The sequence below is a fragment of the Variovorax xiamenensis genome (genome assembly GCF_050916385.1).
In the GTDB taxonomy this organism is placed as follows: domain Bacteria; phylum Pseudomonadota; class Gammaproteobacteria; order Burkholderiales; family Burkholderiaceae_C; genus Variovorax.
Genome location: NZ_CP139038.1, coordinates 3,561,884 through 3,579,957 on the forward strand (window position 1 = coordinate 3,561,884; position 18,074 = coordinate 3,579,957).

18 protein-coding genes are annotated in these 18,074 nt (G+C 69.1%); 8 read left to right on the top strand and 10 right to left on the bottom strand.

The genetic code is table 11. From position 1 onward, the window contains the following. Position 1: 1 nt before the first annotated feature. Genes SFB74_RS16290 through SFB74_RS16300 form a run of 3 tightly spaced genes read right to left on the bottom strand, consistent with a single transcriptional unit; the run spans position 2 to position 3,772 of the window. Complete coding sequence (locus SFB74_RS16290) at positions 2–1,957, bottom strand: esterase/lipase family protein (protein WP_432731817.1); 1,956 nt, start codon at positions 1,955–1,957, stop codon at positions 2–4. Next, positions 1,954–2,985, bottom strand: coding sequence for an Lnb N-terminal periplasmic domain-containing protein (locus SFB74_RS16295; protein WP_432731818.1), 1,032 nt, complete (start codon positions 2,983–2,985; stop codon positions 1,954–1,956). The genes SFB74_RS16290 and SFB74_RS16295 overlap by 4 nt, the downstream gene beginning before the upstream one ends. A gap of 16 nt (positions 2,986–3,001) precedes the next feature. After that, on the bottom strand, positions 3,002–3,772 hold the full coding sequence (locus tag SFB74_RS16300; RefSeq protein WP_240652014.1) for a FadR/GntR family transcriptional regulator: 771 nt from the start codon (positions 3,770–3,772) through the stop codon (positions 3,002–3,004). Between the two features lie 188 nt (positions 3,773–3,960). Between SFB74_RS16300 and SFB74_RS16305 the strand changes: the two genes are divergently transcribed. The 7 genes from SFB74_RS16305 to SFB74_RS16335 are packed head-to-tail and all read left to right on the top strand — an operon-like array spanning position 3,961 to position 9,307. Beyond that, on the top strand, positions 3,961–4,473 hold the full coding sequence (locus SFB74_RS16305; RefSeq protein WP_432731819.1) for a RidA family protein: 513 nt from the start codon (positions 3,961–3,963) through the stop codon (positions 4,471–4,473). Between the two features lie 2 nt (positions 4,474–4,475). Continuing rightward, a complete protein-coding gene (locus SFB74_RS16310; RefSeq protein WP_432731820.1) occupies positions 4,476–5,144 on the top strand; it encodes an amino acid ABC transporter permease in 669 nt (222 codons plus the stop codon). 1 nt (position 5,145) lies between these two features. Continuing rightward, positions 5,146–5,802: an amino acid ABC transporter permease gene (locus SFB74_RS16315; RefSeq protein WP_432731821.1), complete on the top strand. Its 657-nt coding sequence runs from the start codon at positions 5,146–5,148 to the stop codon at positions 5,800–5,802. Next, the gene (locus SFB74_RS16320) at positions 5,783–6,511 is read left to right on the top strand and encodes an amino acid ABC transporter ATP-binding protein (protein WP_432731822.1); all 729 of its coding nucleotides are present in this window, start codon (positions 5,783–5,785) and stop codon (positions 6,509–6,511) included. Before SFB74_RS16315 ends, SFB74_RS16320 begins: the two co-directional genes overlap by 20 nt. Positions 6,512–6,558: 47 nt before the next feature. Next, positions 6,559–7,335: a transporter substrate-binding domain-containing protein gene (locus tag SFB74_RS16325; protein WP_432731823.1), complete on the top strand. Its 777-nt coding sequence runs from the start codon at positions 6,559–6,561 to the stop codon at positions 7,333–7,335. Beyond that, the gene (locus SFB74_RS16330) at positions 7,332–8,345 is read left to right on the top strand and encodes a succinylglutamate desuccinylase/aspartoacylase family protein (RefSeq protein WP_432731824.1); all 1,014 of its coding nucleotides are present in this window, start codon (positions 7,332–7,334) and stop codon (positions 8,343–8,345) included. Before SFB74_RS16325 ends, SFB74_RS16330 begins: the two co-directional genes overlap by 4 nt. Then, the gene (locus SFB74_RS16335) at positions 8,342–9,307 is read left to right on the top strand and encodes a threonine ammonia-lyase (RefSeq protein ID WP_432731825.1); all 966 of its coding nucleotides are present in this window, start codon (positions 8,342–8,344) and stop codon (positions 9,305–9,307) included. Before SFB74_RS16330 ends, SFB74_RS16335 begins: the two co-directional genes overlap by 4 nt. A 19-nt stretch (positions 9,308–9,326) precedes the next feature. Here SFB74_RS16335 and SFB74_RS16340 read toward each other — a convergent pair whose 3' ends face one another. Continuing rightward, complete coding sequence (locus SFB74_RS16340) at positions 9,327–12,029, bottom strand: GNAT family N-acetyltransferase (RefSeq protein ID WP_432731826.1); 2,703 nt, start codon at positions 12,027–12,029, stop codon at positions 9,327–9,329. Between the two features lie 113 nt (positions 12,030–12,142). Here SFB74_RS16340 and SFB74_RS16345 point away from each other — a divergent pair, with 113 nt between their 5' ends. Then, positions 12,143–12,637: a protein tyrosine phosphatase gene (locus tag SFB74_RS16345; RefSeq protein WP_432731827.1), complete on the top strand. Its 495-nt coding sequence runs from the start codon at positions 12,143–12,145 to the stop codon at positions 12,635–12,637. A gap of 27 nt (positions 12,638–12,664) precedes the next feature. Here the strand turns inward: SFB74_RS16345 and SFB74_RS16350 are convergent, their stop codons facing one another. The 6 genes from SFB74_RS16350 to SFB74_RS16375 all read right to left on the bottom strand — a co-directional run bounded on the left by SFB74_RS16350 (position 12,665) and on the right by SFB74_RS16375 (position 18,070). Next, positions 12,665–12,871 (bottom strand): dodecin, encoded by a 207-nt coding sequence (locus tag SFB74_RS16350; protein ID WP_432731829.1) that lies wholly within the window; start codon positions 12,869–12,871, stop codon positions 12,665–12,667. 87 nt (positions 12,872–12,958) lie between these two features. After that, a complete protein-coding gene (locus SFB74_RS16355; protein WP_432731830.1) occupies positions 12,959–14,134 on the bottom strand; it encodes a c-type cytochrome in 1,176 nt (391 codons plus the stop codon). A 9-nt stretch (positions 14,135–14,143) separates the two neighbouring features. After that, a complete protein-coding gene (locus tag SFB74_RS16360; RefSeq protein ID WP_432731831.1) occupies positions 14,144–14,956 on the bottom strand; it encodes an ABC transporter ATP-binding protein in 813 nt (270 codons plus the stop codon). Then, a complete protein-coding gene (locus SFB74_RS16365) occupies positions 14,950–16,032 on the bottom strand; it encodes an ABC transporter permease (protein ID WP_432731832.1) in 1,083 nt (360 codons plus the stop codon). Before SFB74_RS16365 ends, SFB74_RS16360 begins: the two co-directional genes overlap by 7 nt. Further along, the gene (locus SFB74_RS16370) at positions 16,029–17,045 is read right to left on the bottom strand and encodes an ABC transporter substrate-binding protein (RefSeq protein ID WP_432731833.1); all 1,017 of its coding nucleotides are present in this window, start codon (positions 17,043–17,045) and stop codon (positions 16,029–16,031) included. The genes SFB74_RS16365 and SFB74_RS16370 overlap by 4 nt, the downstream gene beginning before the upstream one ends. A 95-nt stretch (positions 17,046–17,140) precedes the next feature. Next, complete coding sequence (locus SFB74_RS16375; protein ID WP_432731834.1) at positions 17,141–18,070, bottom strand: LysR family transcriptional regulator; 930 nt, start codon at positions 18,068–18,070, stop codon at positions 17,141–17,143. Positions 18,071–18,074: the final 4 nt, after the last annotated feature.

Consider the following 18,074-nt stretch of genomic DNA (forward strand, 5'->3'; position numbering starts at 1 on the left):
ATCAGCGCGGCGCCGTCGCGGCCTCGGGGCGCAGCTGCTCCCTGAGGATGCGCCGGATCTCCAGGATCGCCAGCGGGTTCTCCTGCACGCTGTGCGCCGACGGAATCACGAGTTCCGACGCCGCGCCGTCGAGGTGTGCGCTGGCGTAGGGCACGATGCCGTCGCTCGACAGCGCCTGCGCCACGCCGGGCGTGTCGTTGCCGATGATCGAGTGGAAGCGCACGCGCGGATTCATCGGCAGGCCCGACGACAGCCGCACGAACGGGTCGCGGTCGCTGAGGTTGTCGATGCTGTTCGGAATGCGCAGCGTGCCCTGGTCCTGCCGCGCGGGCGCGATGCGGATCAGCTCTCGCGAGATGTCGCTCAGCTGCCCGAGCATGGCCACCGGCAGCGTGATGAGGTTGGCCACCCAGCGCGAGACGCGGTTGTTGGCGAAGTCGGTGCCACGGTGCGGCGAGGCGATGAAGATCGCGTCGCTCACCTGCGGCAGCGGCTCGAAGCGCAGGTAGGGCGCGAGCTTTTCCTCCATGCGCCGCTGTTGCGCGCCCTGCATGGGGTAGCTGGCGAGCAGCGCGTCCCAGAGCTTGTCTTCCGATGACGACACCATCAGCCGCGACAGCACGCCGCCCATGCTGTGGCCGATCAGCGTGATGTTGTTCGAGGCCACCGCCTTGCCCGAGGGATCGAAATGCGCGAGCGTCTGCGTCACGGCTTCGCGTATCGCGAAGTTGTTGATCGGCAGCGGTGCGTTGGTGGGGTAGTAGACCTGCCAGATCTGGTAGCGGCGGCGCAGCGTCTCGTCGCCCAGCACCTCGTTGGCCACGTTGATCCATGCCTCGGGGCTGCTTGCCAGCCCGTGCAGCATGATGACCGTGCGCCGGTTCGGGTCGTAGGGCTGCATCAGGTAGATGCGCGGCTGCGTGAGTCCCTCGCGGCCGCCGAAGAGGCTGCGCAGCGCCTGCAGCGCGAAGTCGGAGCGCGCGAGCCAGAGGCCATAGCCGGAGGTGAAGTTGGCGGCCAGCGGCACTTCCTGCCCGGCGAGCTGCACGTTGGCGGTGCGGTACGGGTCGTAGGCCGCGATGCGCAGCGTGCGGGTGCCCAGCACTTCGCCGAGGCTGGCGCCGTCGAAGAGCAGCAGCGCGGTGACTGCGGGGAAGGGCATCTCGCGGTACGGCGGGCGAGGCTGCTGCTTGCCGGCCGGGTCGGCCTGTTGTCGTGGCGGTTCGTCGTCCGTGCGCTTGTTGCTCGCAGCTACCAACTCGGCGCCGAAGCCGTCGCGCCGGTAGGTGTTGCGCAGGCCGGAGAAGGTCAGGGACGCGGCGGGAATCAGCTCGTCGGGCAAGGGCGTGTCGGAGGGCAGGCGCAGGCCCGACACGTCGGTCTCGATGCGCCAGTTGCCTACCTTCGGCATCTCGGGCTGGAGGCCGCCGCGCGAGCCGTTGCGCTGGATGTCCTGGTACAGGCCGGTAATGGCCTGCTGCACCGCGTAGTTGTAGTAGTCGCGCACCTGCGTCTGCCGGTCCTCGAAGGCGCGATCGCGCGGCTTGCGGGCGGTGAAGAACAGGTAGGCGTAGGCATGGCGCGCGGTTTCGAACCAGGCCTCGATGGCGGCGGCGTCGCTTGCGGCTCCGCCTTTCTCCGCCGCGAGCGCCACTTGCAGCCAGACCTCCGACAGCGCGGAAAGGCGCTGTTCGTCGCTCAGGCCCGAGGAGTCGGCCAGTGCGTTGCGGCAGGCCTGACCGTCCTTGCGGCACAAGTCGGCATCGGAGCCGATCACGCGGAGCACTTCCTGCGCGGAGGTGCTGAGCCTGCCGGTGGTGAGCACGTCGCCACGGCGCTGGGCAAGGTACTCGGACGGGGAGATCGAGCCGACCGTCACGCCGGCGCAGCCGGCCAGCAGCGCGGCGGCGCAGGCGAGCGCGGGCAGGGAAGCGAGAAGGCGCAGCGCGCGTTTCATTTCGTCGCTCCGGCGGAGGGCGCAACGCCCGGCAGGCCCTGACGGATCGCCTGCGAGAAGTCGGCGGCGGGTGTCTTGTCGGCGGCGATGGCGCGATCGGTGATGCGCCCGGCCGCGCGCAGCGCTTCCATGCTGTAGCCGGGCGCGAGGCCGCCCACGTCGAAGAGGTAGTCGGGCAGGTAGCCCGAGGCGAGTAGCCGCCAGTCCATCGGCAGGCCGGGCACGATGCGCTTGGCCAGGGCGTACACGATGGTGGTGCAGTTGGCGGTGAGCGTGTTGTAGAAGCTGGGCTCGCGCACCAGCGCGGCGCCTTCGCCGAGGTACGCGAGGAACAGCGAGCGCATCTCGGGTTTAGGCAGGCTCACCCGGTACATGTGGACGTCCTCGCCGCGCACGTTGGTGCGCACGCGCAGGATGTCGTGCTCGTCGGCTGCGATCAGGCTGTTCTCGAACTGCCTGAAGAAGCCGCCGATGGACGAGAAAGTCTCGCCGCGCTCCTTGCGGATCTCGATGGAGAAGGTGACGAACTGGCCGTCGTCGAAGCCGAAGGACACCAGCGTATGAGCGATGGCGGGGCCCATCCAGTAGGAGAGCGACACGTCGACCGTGCGCAGGCGGCCGAGGTCGTACTGCCGCGTTTCCCAGCGCTGGGTGTAGTCGGTGTCGCTGCGCCATTCGAAGTTGCGCACGTTGTCCAGCGTCACCACGCTGCCGTCGATGTGCGAGTGCAGCTGGCGCGAAACGTCGTCGGCCCACACGCGGTTCTGCGAAGGCAGGATGGTGCTCCACCAGCCCAGCAGCAATGCGAAGCCGATGGCGTAGGAGAGCAGGGCGCGCGCGGCCCGCCCGCGCCACAGCAGCGCGATGGCCACCAGGCCGAACACGGCCCACAGCACGCCCGCGCCGATCTTCACGGCGGCCGGCCCGGGAAACTGGTACCAGAGCGCGAGGCAGGCCCACAGCGAGCTCAGCAGCATTGCCAGCGTCAGCGCGAAGCGGCCCAGGAAGCGCAGGATCGTGCGGATCATTTGCAGCGCGCCGCTTCTAGCCGTAGACGCTCAGCGAGGCCAGGATGCGCGTGAAGTACGCGTCCGCGAGGCTGGTCGCGGCCTTGGCGTCGCGCGCTTCGAGCGCGTCGACGATGGCCGTGAGTTCGCGCAGCGTCTGCTCGCGCACCACGGCGCCGACGGGGCCGTTGAGATTCGAGCGGCCGTCGTACTGCACCGCGCGGCGGTCGGCCACGACCGCGTCGAACACCTGCATCAGGAAGCGGTTGCGCGTGGCACGGAAGATCGCCTGGTGCACGCCGTAGATGCCTTCCTTGAACTGCAGCCACTGGTCGGCGTCGCGCACCACGGCGAGGTGATGGCGCATGAGGGCGAAGTCCTCGGCGTCGGCGCGCTGGGCCGAGAGCGCCATCATGGCCGGCTCGAAGAGCAGCCGGCCCTCTAGGATCTCGGTGTAGGTCGGCACGTCGCGATGATGCGCCGCCACGGGCAGGTCGGACTCGCTCAGCAGCTGCATCAGGCCTTCGGCGAGGAAGGTGCCGCTGCCGACCTTGCGCTCCAGCAGGCCCTGCGCGCTCATCATGGCCAGCGCATGGCGCACCGTGCTGCGCGATGTCTTGAACTGCTCCGACAGGTCACGCTCGTTGGGCAGCTTGTCGCCCGGCTTGAGCACGCCGTCGCGGATCGACTGGAGGATGGCCCGGTAGACCTTCGAGGCGGTCGCCTTGTCCTGCGCGGCGATGCGGCCCGACAGATCCGTGACCTCGATCAGCGGCTGGAGCGGCTGCGGCACGGGCTTTGCATTCATGGTTGGATAGTTCGCCAAAATGGTTGACCAATCGCAATTAACAATCTTAGAATGAATTCATTACGCAGTCACATAAGGCTGCGCTGCATGGCTCAGGATTGGTTGACCAATCCTTCCGAATCCGTTGATTTTCGTCGAAAGGATGACCGGGTGCTGCCCTCCAGCGGCGCCGCGGTGATGTGTTCTCAATGACCCTGGATTCCAACACGGCGCCGGTGGCCACCGGCCAAGGCGCCGCGCGCAGCCCCGAGGAGCGTCTTGCCGCCCTCGGCCTGAAGCTCCCGCCGCCTCCGGCACCCGTTGCCAACTTCGTCGCATGGCGCCGCAGCGGGCATCTGCTTTATCTCTCGGGCCAGGGCCCGCTCGAAGCCGACGGCCACCTGCACGTGGGCCGCGTCGGCGAGGAGGTGAGCATCGAGGCTGCCTACGAACATGCCCGCCTGACCGGCCTGAACCTGCTGGCCGTCGCCAAGGCCGCGCTCGGCGAGCTCGGGCGCGTGCGCAGCGTGGTGAAGCTGCTGGCCTTCGTGAACGCGGCGCCTGGCTTCGCCTTCCACCCGAAGGTCATCAACGGCTGCTCCGACCTGTTCGTCGAGGTGTTCGGCGACGAAGTGGGGCGCGGCGCGCGCTCGGCCATCGGCGCGGGCTCGCTGCCGGGGCACCAGACCGTCGAGGTCGAGGCCATCCTGGAAGTGGACTGACGATGGCCTACCAGTTCCAGTTCGAGGCGCTCGCGCCCTATGCCGGGCAACTGGCCGAAGGCCTGCTGCACACGCTGGGCTATGCCGCGTCGAGCATCGTGCTGGGCATGGCGATCGGCGTGGCGGGCTCGCTGGCGCTGGTCTATGGCAACAAGCCATTGCGCGGCGCGACGCGGGTGTACGTGGAGTTCTTCCGCAACACGCCGGCGCTGGTGCAGCTCTTTCTCATCTACTTCGGCCTGCCCAACCTGGGCATCCGGCTGGAGGCACCCGTTGCCGGCGTGATCTCGCTCGCGCTTTATTGCGGCGCCTACATGGTCGAGGTGTTCCGCTCGGGGCTGATGTCGGTGCCGCGCGGTCTTTCGGAAGCCGGCGCCGCGCTCGGGCTGAGGCCGCGCCAGGTGCTGGTGCACGTGCTGTTCGTGCCTGCGCTGCGCAACGTGTTCCCGTCGCTGGCCAGCCAGATGGTGCTCACGCTGATCGGCACCAGCCTCATTTCGCAGATCGGCGTGGAAGACATCTTCCACGCGGGCAGCTTCATCGACTCGCGCACCTTCCGCAGCTTCGAGGTGTACGTGGTGATCTGCGCGATGTACTTCGTCACTGTGCAGGCGCTGCGCGTGCTGCTGGGCTTCGTGCAGCGCAGGCTGTTCGGCAAGGAGGGCCGCTGAGATGCGCGGACTTTCCATTGCCGATCTCTGGCTGATCCTCGGCGCCATCCGCTGGACCGCCGCGCTCGCCGTCACGGCCTTCGCCATCGGCGCCGTCATCGGCCTCGGCGTGGCGGTGGCGCGAACCTCGCGTCTGACGTGGCTGCGCGTGCTGGCGCGCGTCTACGTCGAGCTGGTGCAGGGCACGCCGCTGCTGGGTGTTCTCTTTCTCCTGTACTTCGGCGTGCCGATGCTGCTGGGCATCGAGATCAATGCCTTCACGGCCGCGGCCGCCGCGTTCTCGCTGTCGGCGGGCGCCTTCCTCGGCGACATCTGGCGCGGGGCCATCGAGTCGGTGCCCAAGGGCCAGTGGGAGGCCGCTTCCTGCGTGGGCCTGCGCCGCTGGCATGTCATGCGGCACGTGGTGTGGCCGCAGGCCTTTCGCGTGGCGCTGGGGCCCACGGTGAGCTACCTGGTGCAGCTCATCAAGAACACCTCGCTCGCGGCGCTCGTCGGGCTGGTCGAACTCACGCGTTCGGGCCAGATCGTGGCGGGCTCGACGCTGGCGCACCTGCCTGTCTTCTGCGGCGTGGCCCTGTGCTACTTCGCCATCTGCTATCCGCTGGCTCGCCTGGCACTCTCTCTGGAAGGACGCATGAATGCCGCTCGTGCTCATTGATTCGGTCGAAAAGCACTTTGGCGACAACCATGTGCTGCGGGGCGTGTCCACCGAGGTCGCCAAGGGCGACATCGTGGCGCTCGTCGGGCGCAGCGGCTCGGGCAAGAGCACGCTGCTGCGCTGCGTGAACGGGCTGGAGACCATCAGCGCGGGCCGCATCGTGGTCGACGGCGTCGACGTGCAGTCGCCCGACACCGATCTGGCCTTGCTGCGCCGCCGCGTGGGCATGGTGTTCCAGAGCTTCAACCTGTTTCCGCACCTGTCGGCCGCGGCCAACGTGACGCTGGCGCCCGTGCTCACGAAGAAGATCGACAAGGGCCAGGCCCGCGACCTTGCCCAGCGCATGCTGGAGCGCGTGGGCCTGGGCCACAAGCTCGACGCCATGCCCTCGCAGCTCTCGGGCGGCCAGCAGCAGCGCGTGGCCATCGCGCGGGCGCTGGCGATGTCGCCGCAGCTCATGCTGTTCGACGAGGCCACCTCCGCGCTCGACCCCGAGCTGGTCGGCGAGGTGCTGCGCGTGATGGAAGACCTCGCCCGCGACGGCATGACCATGATGGTCGTCACGCACGAGATGGCCTTCGCGCGCCGCGTGGCCTCCGAGGTGCTCTTCATGAACCAGGGGCGCATCTGGGAGCGGGGCACGCCCGAGCGCATGTTCGGCAGCCCGCAGACCCCCGAGTTCCAGCAGTTCGTGCAGTCCGTCGTCTGATTCTTCATTTCTCTCCCTTCGTCGTCCCTTCGTCTCAAGGAGCTTCCATGTTCAAACTCAAAACCCTGTTCGCCGCCGCGCTGGTCTGCGCAGCACCTCTGCTCGCGCACGCCGACAAGCTCGCCGACATCAAGGCCAAGGGCGCGATCCGCATCGCCACCACCATCGACGCCGCGCCCTGGGGCTTCACCGACTCGGCAGGCAAGCCCACCGGCCTCGACGTGGAGCTCGCCGAGAACGTGGCCAAGGCCATGGGCGTGAAGCTCGAGCTGCAGCAGGTGACCGGCGCCAACCGCATTCCGTACCTGCTGTCGAACAAGGTCGACGTGGTGATCGCCGCGCTGGGCAGCTCGCCCGAGCGCGCCAAGCAGGTCGCCTTCTCGAAGCCGTATGCGGCCGTGTACCTCGGCGTGTACGGCGGCAAGGGCACGCCGAAGTTCGCCAAGGTGGCCGACCTCGCGGGCCAGACCGTGGCGGTGCCCAAGGGCTCCACGCCCGACCTGTCGCTGAGCGAGCTCGCGCCCGGCGCCAAGCTGATCCGCCTGGAAGACACGGCTTCCACCATCTCGGCCTTCCTGTCGGGCCAGGCGCCGCTGTTCGCCGAGAACAACTTCATCGCCCAGAAGGTGGCCGACGAGAACCCGGCCAAGGGCATCGAGATGAAGTCGCTGATCCGCATCAGCCCCGCCTACATGGCCGTGCAGCCGGGCGAGACCGCGCTGCTGGCCGAGATGAACAAAATCATCGACGCCAAGGCCGCCGACGGCAGCCTCGCCGCCCTGCGCCTGAAGTGGTTCAAGGACGAGCAGAAAGAAGTGAAGTGAGCCAGCCGCGTCCCTCCACCGTTTTCACGGACATCGACTGGGCGAAGCCCGGCAAGCAGGTCGGCCACGCGTGGCTGCCGTATTCGGGGCATGACGACGCCTGGGGCGCGGTGGCGCTGCCCCTGGCGGTCATCGGCAACGGCGACGGCCCGACGGTGCTGGTCACCGGTGCGATCCACGGCGACGAGTACGAAGGCCCGATCGTCATCAACGAGCTGATCCGCACGCTCGAGCCGGCGCAGGTGAAGGGCTGCCTGATCCTGATGCCCGCGGCCAACGCCCCGGCGATGCGCGCGGCATCGCGCGTGAGCCCGCTCGACGGCAAGAACCTGGCGCGCGTGTTCCCGGGCAACCCCTTCGGCACGCCGACGGAGCAGATCGCCGCCTTCATCCACGACGTGCTGTTCCCGAAGTGCGACGCGTACGTCGACCTTCACGCGGGCGGCAGCTCGCTCTTCATCGAGGAGAGCGCGCAGGTCGTCGTCACGCCGACGCTGGCGCCCGAAGTGCGCGAGCGCGCGGAAGACATGGCGCGCTGGTTCGGCGCGAAGTTCACCGTCATCACCGACAACATGGGCGATCCGCGCACCAGCTGCGGCGCGGCCGCGCACCTGGGCCTGGCCGCCATTGCGGCGGAGATGGGCGAGAACGGCAGCGTTTCGCCCAAAGGCGTGAAGCGCACGCGCGAATGCCTGTCGCGCGTGCTGGCACGGCTGGGCGTGGTGCCGGGCACGCTGCCCGATGCGCCGCCAGCCAGCCGCCGAGTGCGCATCGTGCCGAACGGCGGCAACCTGCTGTCGCCGGGCGACGGCTACTTCGAGCCGCTGCACGAGCTGGGCGATACGGTGAAGGCCGGCGAACTGGCCGGCTATCTGCACCTGCTGCACGAGCCGGCACAGGTGCCGCGCGAGGTGCGCTTCTCCAAGGGCGGAACGGTGTATTCGCAGCGCACCTTCGGCGTCGTGAAGCAGGGCAACAACCTCTGCGTGCTGGTCGAGGACGAGGCATGAGCGGACAAGACGCGATGCAACCCATCGGCCTCGACGACTACCGCGCGGCGCATGAGCGCGTGAAGCCCTACATCCGCCGCACGCCGCTGGTCGAAGCCCATCCCTGGGTACCCGGCGGCGCGGCGCAGGTGCGCTTCAAGGCCGAGTGCCAGCAGGTCACAGGCTCCTTCAAGGCGCGAGGCGCCTTCAATCGCGTGCTGAACCTGCCCGAGGAAGTGCGGCGCCAGGGGCTGGCCACCGCTTCGGGCGGCAATTTCGGCGCGGCGGTGGCCTACGTCGGCAAGACGCTGGGCCTGCCGGCCAATGTGTTCGTGATGAACACCAGCACGCCGATCACCCGCGCCCGCATCGAAAGCCACGGCGCCAAGCTCACGGTGCACGGCGATTTCTGGGACCAGAGCTGGGACGCCGCGGGCGCCAACGTGGCCGAGCACGGCGGCGCGCTGCTGCATCCGTACGCCGACCGCGACGTGGTGATCGGGCAGGGCACGACCGCGCTGGAGATCATCGACGAGTGGCCCGAGGTCGAGACGCTGGTGGTTTCCATCGGCGGCGGCGGCCTGCTCGCGGGCATCGCGCAGGCGGCCAAGCTGCTCAAGCCGTCGATCCGCGTGATCGGCGTCGAGGCCGCGGGTTGCCCCACGCTGTACACCTGCCGCAAGGAAGGCCGCATCGTGAAGCTGGAGAACGTGAAGACGCGCGTGCCCATCCTGGCCGCGCGCTCGACCGAACCCTTGAACTTCGAGCTGATCGAGAAGTACGTCGACGAGATCGTGCTGGTCGACGAGGCGGTCATCGAGGACTCGGCGCGCTCGGCCTGGCAGCACGCCGGCCTGGCCATCGAGCTCGGCGCGGCCACCGCGCTGGCGGCGGTGAGCCACCGCTGCTTCGAGCGGCGCGACGACGAGAAGATCGCCGTGGTGCTGTGCGGCAGCGGCAGCGACGGGATGCCGAAGGCCTGAGGACGCTGGGGCAGGGCGCTCAGAGCATGTAGGTCACGAGCTTGAAGTCCGGGTCTTCCGGGAAGGACTTCACCGTGAACCCAAGCCGGCGCACCAGCTTCAGCATGTCGGGGTTGTTGGCCAGCACCAGCCCGTCCATCTCGGCGAGGCCCTTGTCGCGGGCCACGTCGATGATGCTTTCCATCAGCCGCGAGCCGATGCCCTTGCCGCTGAACTCGTCGGCAACCACGAGCGAGAACTCGCAACTGGTCTGGTCGGGGTTGGTGACGTAGCGCGACACGCCCACGATGCGCTCGCTCTCGAGCACGGTGCCTTCGGGCGACACGCTGCGCTCCATCACCACCGCCACCAGCGCCATCTCGCGGTCGTAGTCGATCAGCGTGAAGCGCGAGAGCATCGACGGCGGCAGCTCGTGGAAGCGCGAGACGAAGCGGAACCAGCGGCTCTCGGGCGACAGGCCCTGCACCAGCGCCTGCAGCATCTGCGCGTCGTTGGGGTGCACCGGCCGCACGATGTAGGTTCCTCCACCGGGCAGCGGCCACTCGCGCCGGTAGCGCGCGGGGTACGGCATGATGGCCAGGTGCTGGTAGCCGTTGACCGCGTTGCCCACATGGGCCGCCACCGCCTGCGTGCTGCTGCCGACCACGATGCGCGCATCGACCGAGATGGCGCCGTTCTCGTCCACGATGATGGGGTTGATGTCCATCTCGCGCAGCTCGGGCAGCTCGCACACCATTTCCGACACGCGCAGCAGCAGGTCTTCCAGCGCCTCCATGTCCACCGCGTTCGCGCCGCGCCATTCGCCTAGCGTCTCGGCCACGCGCGAGCGCTCGATGAGCCGGTGCGCCAGGAACTGGTTGAGCGGCGGCAGCTCCATGGCGCGGTCGTTCATCAGCTCGATCATGGTGCCGCCCGCGCCGAACACGATGACGGGGCCGAAGGGCTCGTCGGTGACCATGCCCACGTAGATCTCGCGGCCGCGCCGTGCACGCACCATCTTCTGCACGGTCACGCCGTTGATGCGCGCCTCGGGCGCGAGGCGGGCGACGCGCTCCATCATCTCGACGTAGGTGTCGCGCGCGGCGGTGCCGTTGAGCACGTTGAGCGCCACGCCTTCCACGTCGGACTTGTGCGGGATGTCGGGCGAGTCGATCTTCAGCGCCACCGGAAAGCCCAGCTGCGTCGCGATCATCATCGCCTCGCTGGCACTGCGCGCGAGCAGCGTGCGCGTGATCGGGATGTGGAAGGACGACAGCAGCGACTTCGACTCCATCTCCGTCAGCACATGGCGCCGCTCGGCCAGCACGCTTTCGATGAGGAGGCGCGCGCCCTCGATGTCGGGCTTGGCCAGCGCCGACAGCGGCGGCGGCGTCTGCTGCAGCAGCTGCTGGTTCTGATAGAAGGCCGCGATGTTGCCGAAGGCGCCCACGGCCGCCTCGGGCGTGCGAAAGCTCGGGATGGTCGCATCGGCCAGCACCGAGCGCGCCTTGCCAACCGACGAATCGCCCATCCAGCAGGCCAGCAGCGGCTTGTTCATCGGCCGGGGAATGTCGGCCAGCGCCTTCGCGGTGGCGGCCGCATCGATGCCGGGCTTGGGCGAGAAGATGGCGAGCACGCCGTCGACCTGGCTGTCGGCCGAGGCTGCGTCGATGGCTGCGCGGTAGTGCGCGGGCTGTGCTTCTTCGGAAAGATCGATCAGGTCGGCCAGCGAGGCGAGCGGGGGCAGGGTGGGCTGCAGCACCCTTTGCGCGGGGGCGGAGAGCTTGCCGAGGTCGAGCCCGATCTCGTTGATCCAGTCGGCCGCCAGCACGCCAGGCCCGCCGCCGTTGGTGACCACAGCCAGCCGCTTGCCCACCGGCCGGTAGCGCGAGGCCAGGCATTTGGCGGCGGAGAACAGCTCGACGAAGGAGCGCACGCGAACCGCGCCCGCGCGGCGCAACGCGGCATCGAACACGTCGTCGCTGCCCACGATGGCCGCGCTGTGCGTCTGCGCGGCTTCGTTGCCCGCCGGCTTGCGTCCGGCCTTGAGCACCACCACCGGCTTGGCATGCGAGGCCGAGCGCAGTGCGCTCATGAAGCGGCGCGCGTCGGCAATGCCTTCGAGGTACACGATGATGCTGTGCGTGGCCTGGTCATTGGCGAGGAAGTCGAGCACCTGTGGAATGTCGACCGAGGTGTGCGGCCCCAGCGAGACCACGCTGGAAAAGCCCACGCCGTTCTGCCGTGCCCAGTCGAGCATCGACGCCGTGAGCGCGCCCGATTGCGCCACCAGCGCGAGCGGCCCGCTGCCGGCCAGCGGACCGGCCACGCTGGCGTTGAGATGCAGCAGCGGCCGCTGGAAGCCCAGCGAGTTCGGCCCCAGCAGGTGCACGCCCTCGCGGCGCGCGATCTTGCGCCACTGCGCTGCCTGCTCGGCCCCGATGCCGCTCGAAAGAACGACCGCTGCCTTGCAGCCGATGCGCCCGGCAATCTCGAGCGCTGCCGCCACGTCGCCCGGTGCCAGCGCGATCAGGGCGAGGTCGGCGTGGGTCTGTGCGAGCTCTTCGAGCGTGCCCTTGGTGCGCACGTCCAGGAAGCGCAGCGTGCCGTCGAAGCGCTGGGCGCGGAAGGCCTCGCGCAGCGTGTGGCCGGCCGGTGTCTGTCCGCCCGGGCCGTCGGCATTGCCGACGAAGGCGACGATGGAGGCGGGCGCGAAGAGCGGGGTCAGGAAATGCTTGTCCATGACCCCCGAGTCTGCACCGTTCCGTGCCTTTCGGGGACGGCGGGACGGAGCTTTGGCGGAGTGTTGACCTAAGTCATGACGTGGTCAGCGCGCATGGCTATATTCAAGCTTCCATGCAAAAACGTATAGGCGTGATATTCGTCTCCCGACGAAATTCATTGCGCAGCATCCTGGCCGAAGCGTGCCTCACGCACCTGGACCCGAAGCGGTTCTCGGCATCTTCCTGCGGCCAGCCCGGGCAGGTCGCCCGCGAATTCCATCCCGCTGCCATCGCCGCGCTCAGGAGCGCGAGCATCCCCTTGCCAGACCGGCAGCCGCGAGCCTGGGACGAACTCGCGCGCCCCAGCGCCCCCGTGGCGGATTTCGTGATCACGCTGGACGAAGCCACCGAGCCGCGCCAGCCCTCATGGCCCGGCCAGCCCGACGCGGCGCTATGGGCCTACCCCGACGTGGCGGGCGGCACCGACCCCGACAGGATCGCGCACGACGCGGTCCAGACGCTGTTCTCGCTGCGCCGCCGGCTCGAACTGCTGGTGAGCCTGCCGATGCAGGGGGCGGACCGGTCGGCCGTGCGGTCCGACGTACGCGACCTGGGGTACATGCGCTAATCGTCCGGCAAGCAAGCCGGAACGGGTTCACTCCAGCGTGAACCCGATCTTCAGCGTCACCTGCCAATGCGCCACCTTGCCGTCGACCACGTGTCCGCGCGTCTCGGTGACGTTGAACCACTGGATGTTGCGCACCGTCTCGTGCGCCTTGGCGATGGCGGTCTGCACTGCGTCCTCGATGCCGGTCGGCGAAGAGCCCGTGAGTTCCAGTGTTTTGTAGACGTGGCTGGACATGGTCTGTCTCCTTCAGGGTTGATGAACTGACTCGATGGATAGCAAGAGCCCGGGAAAAACATCGTAGTCCCGTTGCGGTCTGCGATGTCAGTGGACGTACCCGCCCTTGACGAAGCGCACCGGCTCGGCGTCCATGCGTGCGATGAGGGCACCAAGGCCGTCGGGCGGCAATGGCCGCGTGCCGGGCTTCGCAGACGGCTGCTGCTCGGTGCGGCAAAGAAGGTCGTCATCGCTCCAGGCACTCTTGCCGGGTTCGCCCCGTGCGCGCAGCCAGCCGTCGCGGTCCACGATGAACTGGGTGCCCGCAAGCTGGGTGGTCGCGGCGATCAGCGAGAAGGCGGCCCACGCAGCGGGCGAGGTGGCGATGCAGTCGCCGGATTGCGCTGCCGCTTCCGACGCCTGCGGAGCGAGCACTACCGTGACGAGGCGTGGATCGTCGGGAGGCGGCAACGTTGCAGGGCCAAGGTCCGACGCAACGATGCGCAGGCGCTGGCCGCGCCAGCTGGAAAGGCTGCGCGGCGGCTTGTTGCCGCATTGCACCGTCACCTCGGGCGGCGCGACGGGCTGCGTCCACAGTCCGGTCGCGCGCAGGCTTTCTCCCGCGCCCTGAGCCTTCATGAAGTCGATCAACGCCCAGGCGTCCGCATCGCTGAGCGTGGTACCGAAACCGGGCATGGTCCGGGCTCCCCGGCGGTCGCGCATGCCGTTCATCACATGCCACAGCACGTCGCCATCGGCGCGGCGCCACAGCAGCGGGCCGCCCAGGTCGGGCGGCCACACGGCCTGGGTTGACGCGAGCGGCCCGTGGCCCCGGCCGTCGGCACCATGGCAGGCGACGCATTGCGCTGCATACAGGGTGCGCCCGCGCACGATGCTGTCGGCGGTGAAGCCCGTGGGCGATGCGTGGAAGCTGGTCGGATACGCAGGCACCAGCACCACGTTGGCTTCGGGCCATGGCGCCAGTGCCACCAGCAGCGCAGCCGCAGCGGCCAGCCACACGCGGCGCCGGCGCCAGAACAAGGCGAGCAGCACGACCAGCAGCGCCACGGCAAGCGCGACGAGCGTGAGCCCGAGCCGCCGGGCCTGGCCCAGGTCGATCAGCAGGTTTTCGCCCGACAGCCGGTGCGCCCATGGCCACGCCGGCTGCCCGTGCGATTGCCCGGCCAGCCCGAGCGCATCGAGCAGGCGAAGAAGCCACAACTGCGCGCCTTGCAGCAGGCCGATCAGCAGGTTGAGCCAGCCGGCCTCGGGCGGACCGCTCATCTCTTCAGCTCACCACGTCGCGTCGAGTCCCAGGTGCCTGAGCGCCTCGTGCCGCAGCTCGGCCAGCTTCGGATCGCCACGATGGCGCGGGTAGGGCAGGTCGACCACCAGCTCCGCCGCGATGCGCGCGGGCCGGTCGCTCAGCACGATCACGCGGTTGGCGAGAAAGAGCGCCTCTTCCACGTCGTGCGTCACCAGCAGCGCCGAGAAACCTGCGCGCTGCCAGAGATTGACCAGCTCGCTCTGCATCGCGATGCGCGTGAGCGAATCGAGCTTGCCCAGCGGCTCGTCGAGCACCAGCAGTTGCGGATCGTTGACCAGCGCACGCGCCAGCGCCACGCGCTGCGCCATGCCGCCGGAAAGATGGTGCGGAAAGGCCTTCGCGAACTCCGTCAGTCCCACGAGTTTGAGTGCCTCGTCGACGCGGGCGCGCTGCTCCTTCAGCACGCCGCGCGCCTGCAGGCCCAGCGCCACGTTGTCCCACACGCTGCGCCACGGGTAGAGCGTCGGGTCCTGGAACACGACGATGCGCGACGGATCGGGCCGTGTGATGGCCTCGCCGTTCTGCGTGATGGTGCCGGTGGTCGCGGGTTCGAGCCCGGCCACCAGCCGCAGCAGCGTCGACTTGCCGCAGCCGCTGGGCCCCAGGAGCGCGACGAACTCGCCCGGGCGCACCTGCAGGTCGATGCCGTCCAGCACCTGCAGCACGCCACCGGACACCTCGAACCAGTGGCTGACGCAGCGTATGTCGATGTGGGCGCCGGCGCTGGCGGCGGGTGAGGGCGCGGGAGGAAGCGCCGTGGTTGTCGTCGTCGTCACCATTTCACGGTCCCCTTCTGCCACGACAGCACGCGGTCGCGAATCCTGAACAGCAGCGTGATGAGGCCCGAGCACAGCGCCGCCATCACCAGCAGCGCCGCGTACATGTTGGCGTAGGCGGCCCAGCCCTGGGCCCATTGCAGATACCAGCCCAGCCCGGCCTTCACGCCCATCATCTCGGCCGTGATGAGCACCGAGAACGAGGCGCCCAGGCCCATGAAGAGGCCCACGAACACCTGCGGCAGCGCCGCCGGGATCGCCACGCGAAACACCAGGAAGCGCTCCGAGGCGCCCAGCGTGCGCGCCACGTCGTAATAGCTCTTGTGCACCGAGGCCACGCCCGACCAGGTGAGCACCGCCACCGGGAAGAAGGTGGCCAGGCCCACGAGGAACACGGCCGCCGAATAGCTCGAAGGCGCGAAGAAGAAGGCCAGCGGCAGCAGCGCCGACGCGGGCACCGGCCCCAGGAAACGCAGCAGCGGATGCACCCAGTACCCCGCGATGCGCGACCAGCCGATGGCCACGCCGGTGCCGAAGCCGACCAGTGCGCCGAGCACGAAGCCATTGGCCAGCAGGCGCAGCGAATGCACGGTCGACAGGCCCAGCCGCTGCCAGTCTTCGTGCACCACGTCGATCAGGCTCTGCGGCGGTGCGAAGAAGGGCGAGGGCAGCACGCCGAGCTTGGCGGTGGACACCTCCCACAGCGCCAGGCCCACGGCCAGCGCGACCAGCCACTGCCCGGCGGGACGCAGGGTACGCACCAGCCTGCCCGCGCGGCTGCCCAGCAGCGAGACAGCCAGGAGCAGCGCGGCAACCACCAGCGTGGCAATGCCGAATTCGCGGGTGAAGGCCCAGTCGTTGAAGCCGACTTCCTTGTTCGGCCACAGCAGCGTGAGCAGGCCCAGCGCGACCCATGCGAGTGCGGCGAGCAGGCCCGTGGGCCAGAGGCCGGAGGGCGCGGCAGGGCGTTGCGGCACGGCTTGCGAGGCGGCCGGAGCCTTGGCAGCCCGGGGTGCCGGGGAATGCGCTGCGCCCTGCAATCCGAGCGGCGCGTCGAGGATCTGTTCGGCCGTGCTCATGCCAGGACGTCCAGCGATACGTGGTTGGCGAAGCGGACCACGTCGGTGCTCTTCTTCAGGATGCCGGCGTTGCGGAAGTCGGCTGCGAAGGCTTCGACCTCGTTGCGCAGCGCCTTGCCGGCCGGGTGGTGCTTGTAGGTGAGCTCGGCCAGCAGCTTCTGCAGGTCTTCGAGCGGCACCTTGGGCGCGTACTTCGAGTAGATGCGCGCGGCCTCGTTCGGGTTCTCGGAAACGTAGTCGGAGGCCTGCGCAAGGGCGCGCACCACGGCCGCCGCGCGCGGCTTGTCGTTGCGCGCCAGCTCGCCGCGCGCACCGACGATGCAGCACAGCCGCTCGGCGTATTCGCCCTTGGCGCTGTTGGCGATCTCGGTGAAGACGCCCGGATTGCGCTTCTCGATGAGGAACACGTTCGGGTCGCCATCGGCGATCGCCTGGATCTCGCCCTTCTTCACCGCAACATCGAGCAGGTCGGCCGGGTAGACGCGCCAGTCGACGTCCTTCTCGATGTCGATTCCCTTCTTCGCGAGGTGGATGGCGTAGAACTGCCTGGCAGGGCTGTTCTGGTCCGACACGCCGATGGTCTTGCCCTTCAGGCTCGCGATGTCGGTCGTCACGCCCGAGGCCTTGGCGCCCACCAGCCGCAGGCATCCGCCGTGCACGCTGCCCACCACCTTCACGTCGAAGCCCGCTTCCAGCGGCTTCACCCAGCGATGGATCAGGCCCACGCCCAGGTCGGCCTTGCCGGTGGCCAGCGCCTCCAGCATCTGGTCGGAAGAGCCTGCCCAGTTGAGCAGCTCGACGTCGAGCCCGTTCTTCTCGAAGAAGCCGCGCTCCAGCGCCACGGGTACCGGTGCGAGGCAGAAGCCCGCCTGGCTCCACGCGAAGGTGAGCTTTCGCGGCTGCGAATTCGCGATGGTGGCGAACAGGCCGCCGGAGCCCACCACGGCCGCGGCCGCGCCGGCCTGCAGCACGCTGCGCCGCGAGGGCGGCAAGTGATCGAGAGCAAAGGTCATCGCAGGCTTCTCCTCCGGAAAATACGAAGCTGCGAGTGTTGGCGCGGCATGCCGGCGCGGCCAACGAAGGAATGCGGCTATGGATATGCGCGCAGCTACTTTCCCTTGACTCCCCTGTTGCCGAAGCTCTCGGCGAGGAATTCGACGACGGCCTGCACGCGCGCCGTGCGGCCCTTTCGGCTGGGCACCAGCAGCGTGACCGGCGCGCTGTCGAACTGCCAGTCGGCCAGCACGCGCACCAGCGTGCCGCGCGCCACGGCATCGGCCGCATCCCATTCGGAGCGAAGCACCAGGCCCATGCCTTGCTCGGCCCACTGGCGGGCCACGCCGCCGTCGTTGGTGACGTAGGCGGGCGAGATGCGCAGGGTCTCGCGCCTGCCTCTGGAGGCCGCTGCCCGGCCCGCGGGGCGCAGGTGCCAGAGCGTCACGTCCTCGTCGTTCTCGCGGATGCTGATGCAGTCGTGCTGCAGCACGTCACGCGGCACGAGGGGCGTGCCGCGCTGGCGCAGGTAATCGGGGCTGGCGCACAGCCAGCGCTCGTTGGCGCTCAGTGTGCGCGCCACCCACGACGAATCGCGCACCGTGCCGATGTGGATCACCGCGTCGGCGTCGTGCCGGTCGGGCCACGGGGTCTCGCGCAAGTCGAGCTGCACGCCCAGCCCCGGATGCAGCCTCGCGAAGCGCGCGAGCATCGGGGCGATGTATTGCCGACCGAAGCCGAAGGGCGCGGCGATGCGCAGCGTGCCGGTGAGCCGCCTGTCGTCGCGCTGCATCGATTCGCGCAGCCCCTCGATCTGCCCGAGCAGCGCGGCCGCCTCGCGCGCGAAGCGCTCGCCCTCGGGCGTGAGGCTCAGCTTGCGCGCTGTGCGTGTGGCGAGTGAAAGGCCCAGCGCCGCTTCGAGCTTGCGCAGCCGCATCGAGAGGGCTGGCGGCGTCACGTCGAGCGCCCGCGCCGCCGCGCTCAGCGATGGCTCGCGCAGCAGGGCGGCGGCCAATTGCATGTCCTCGATCTGGATCGTCGTCATTAAC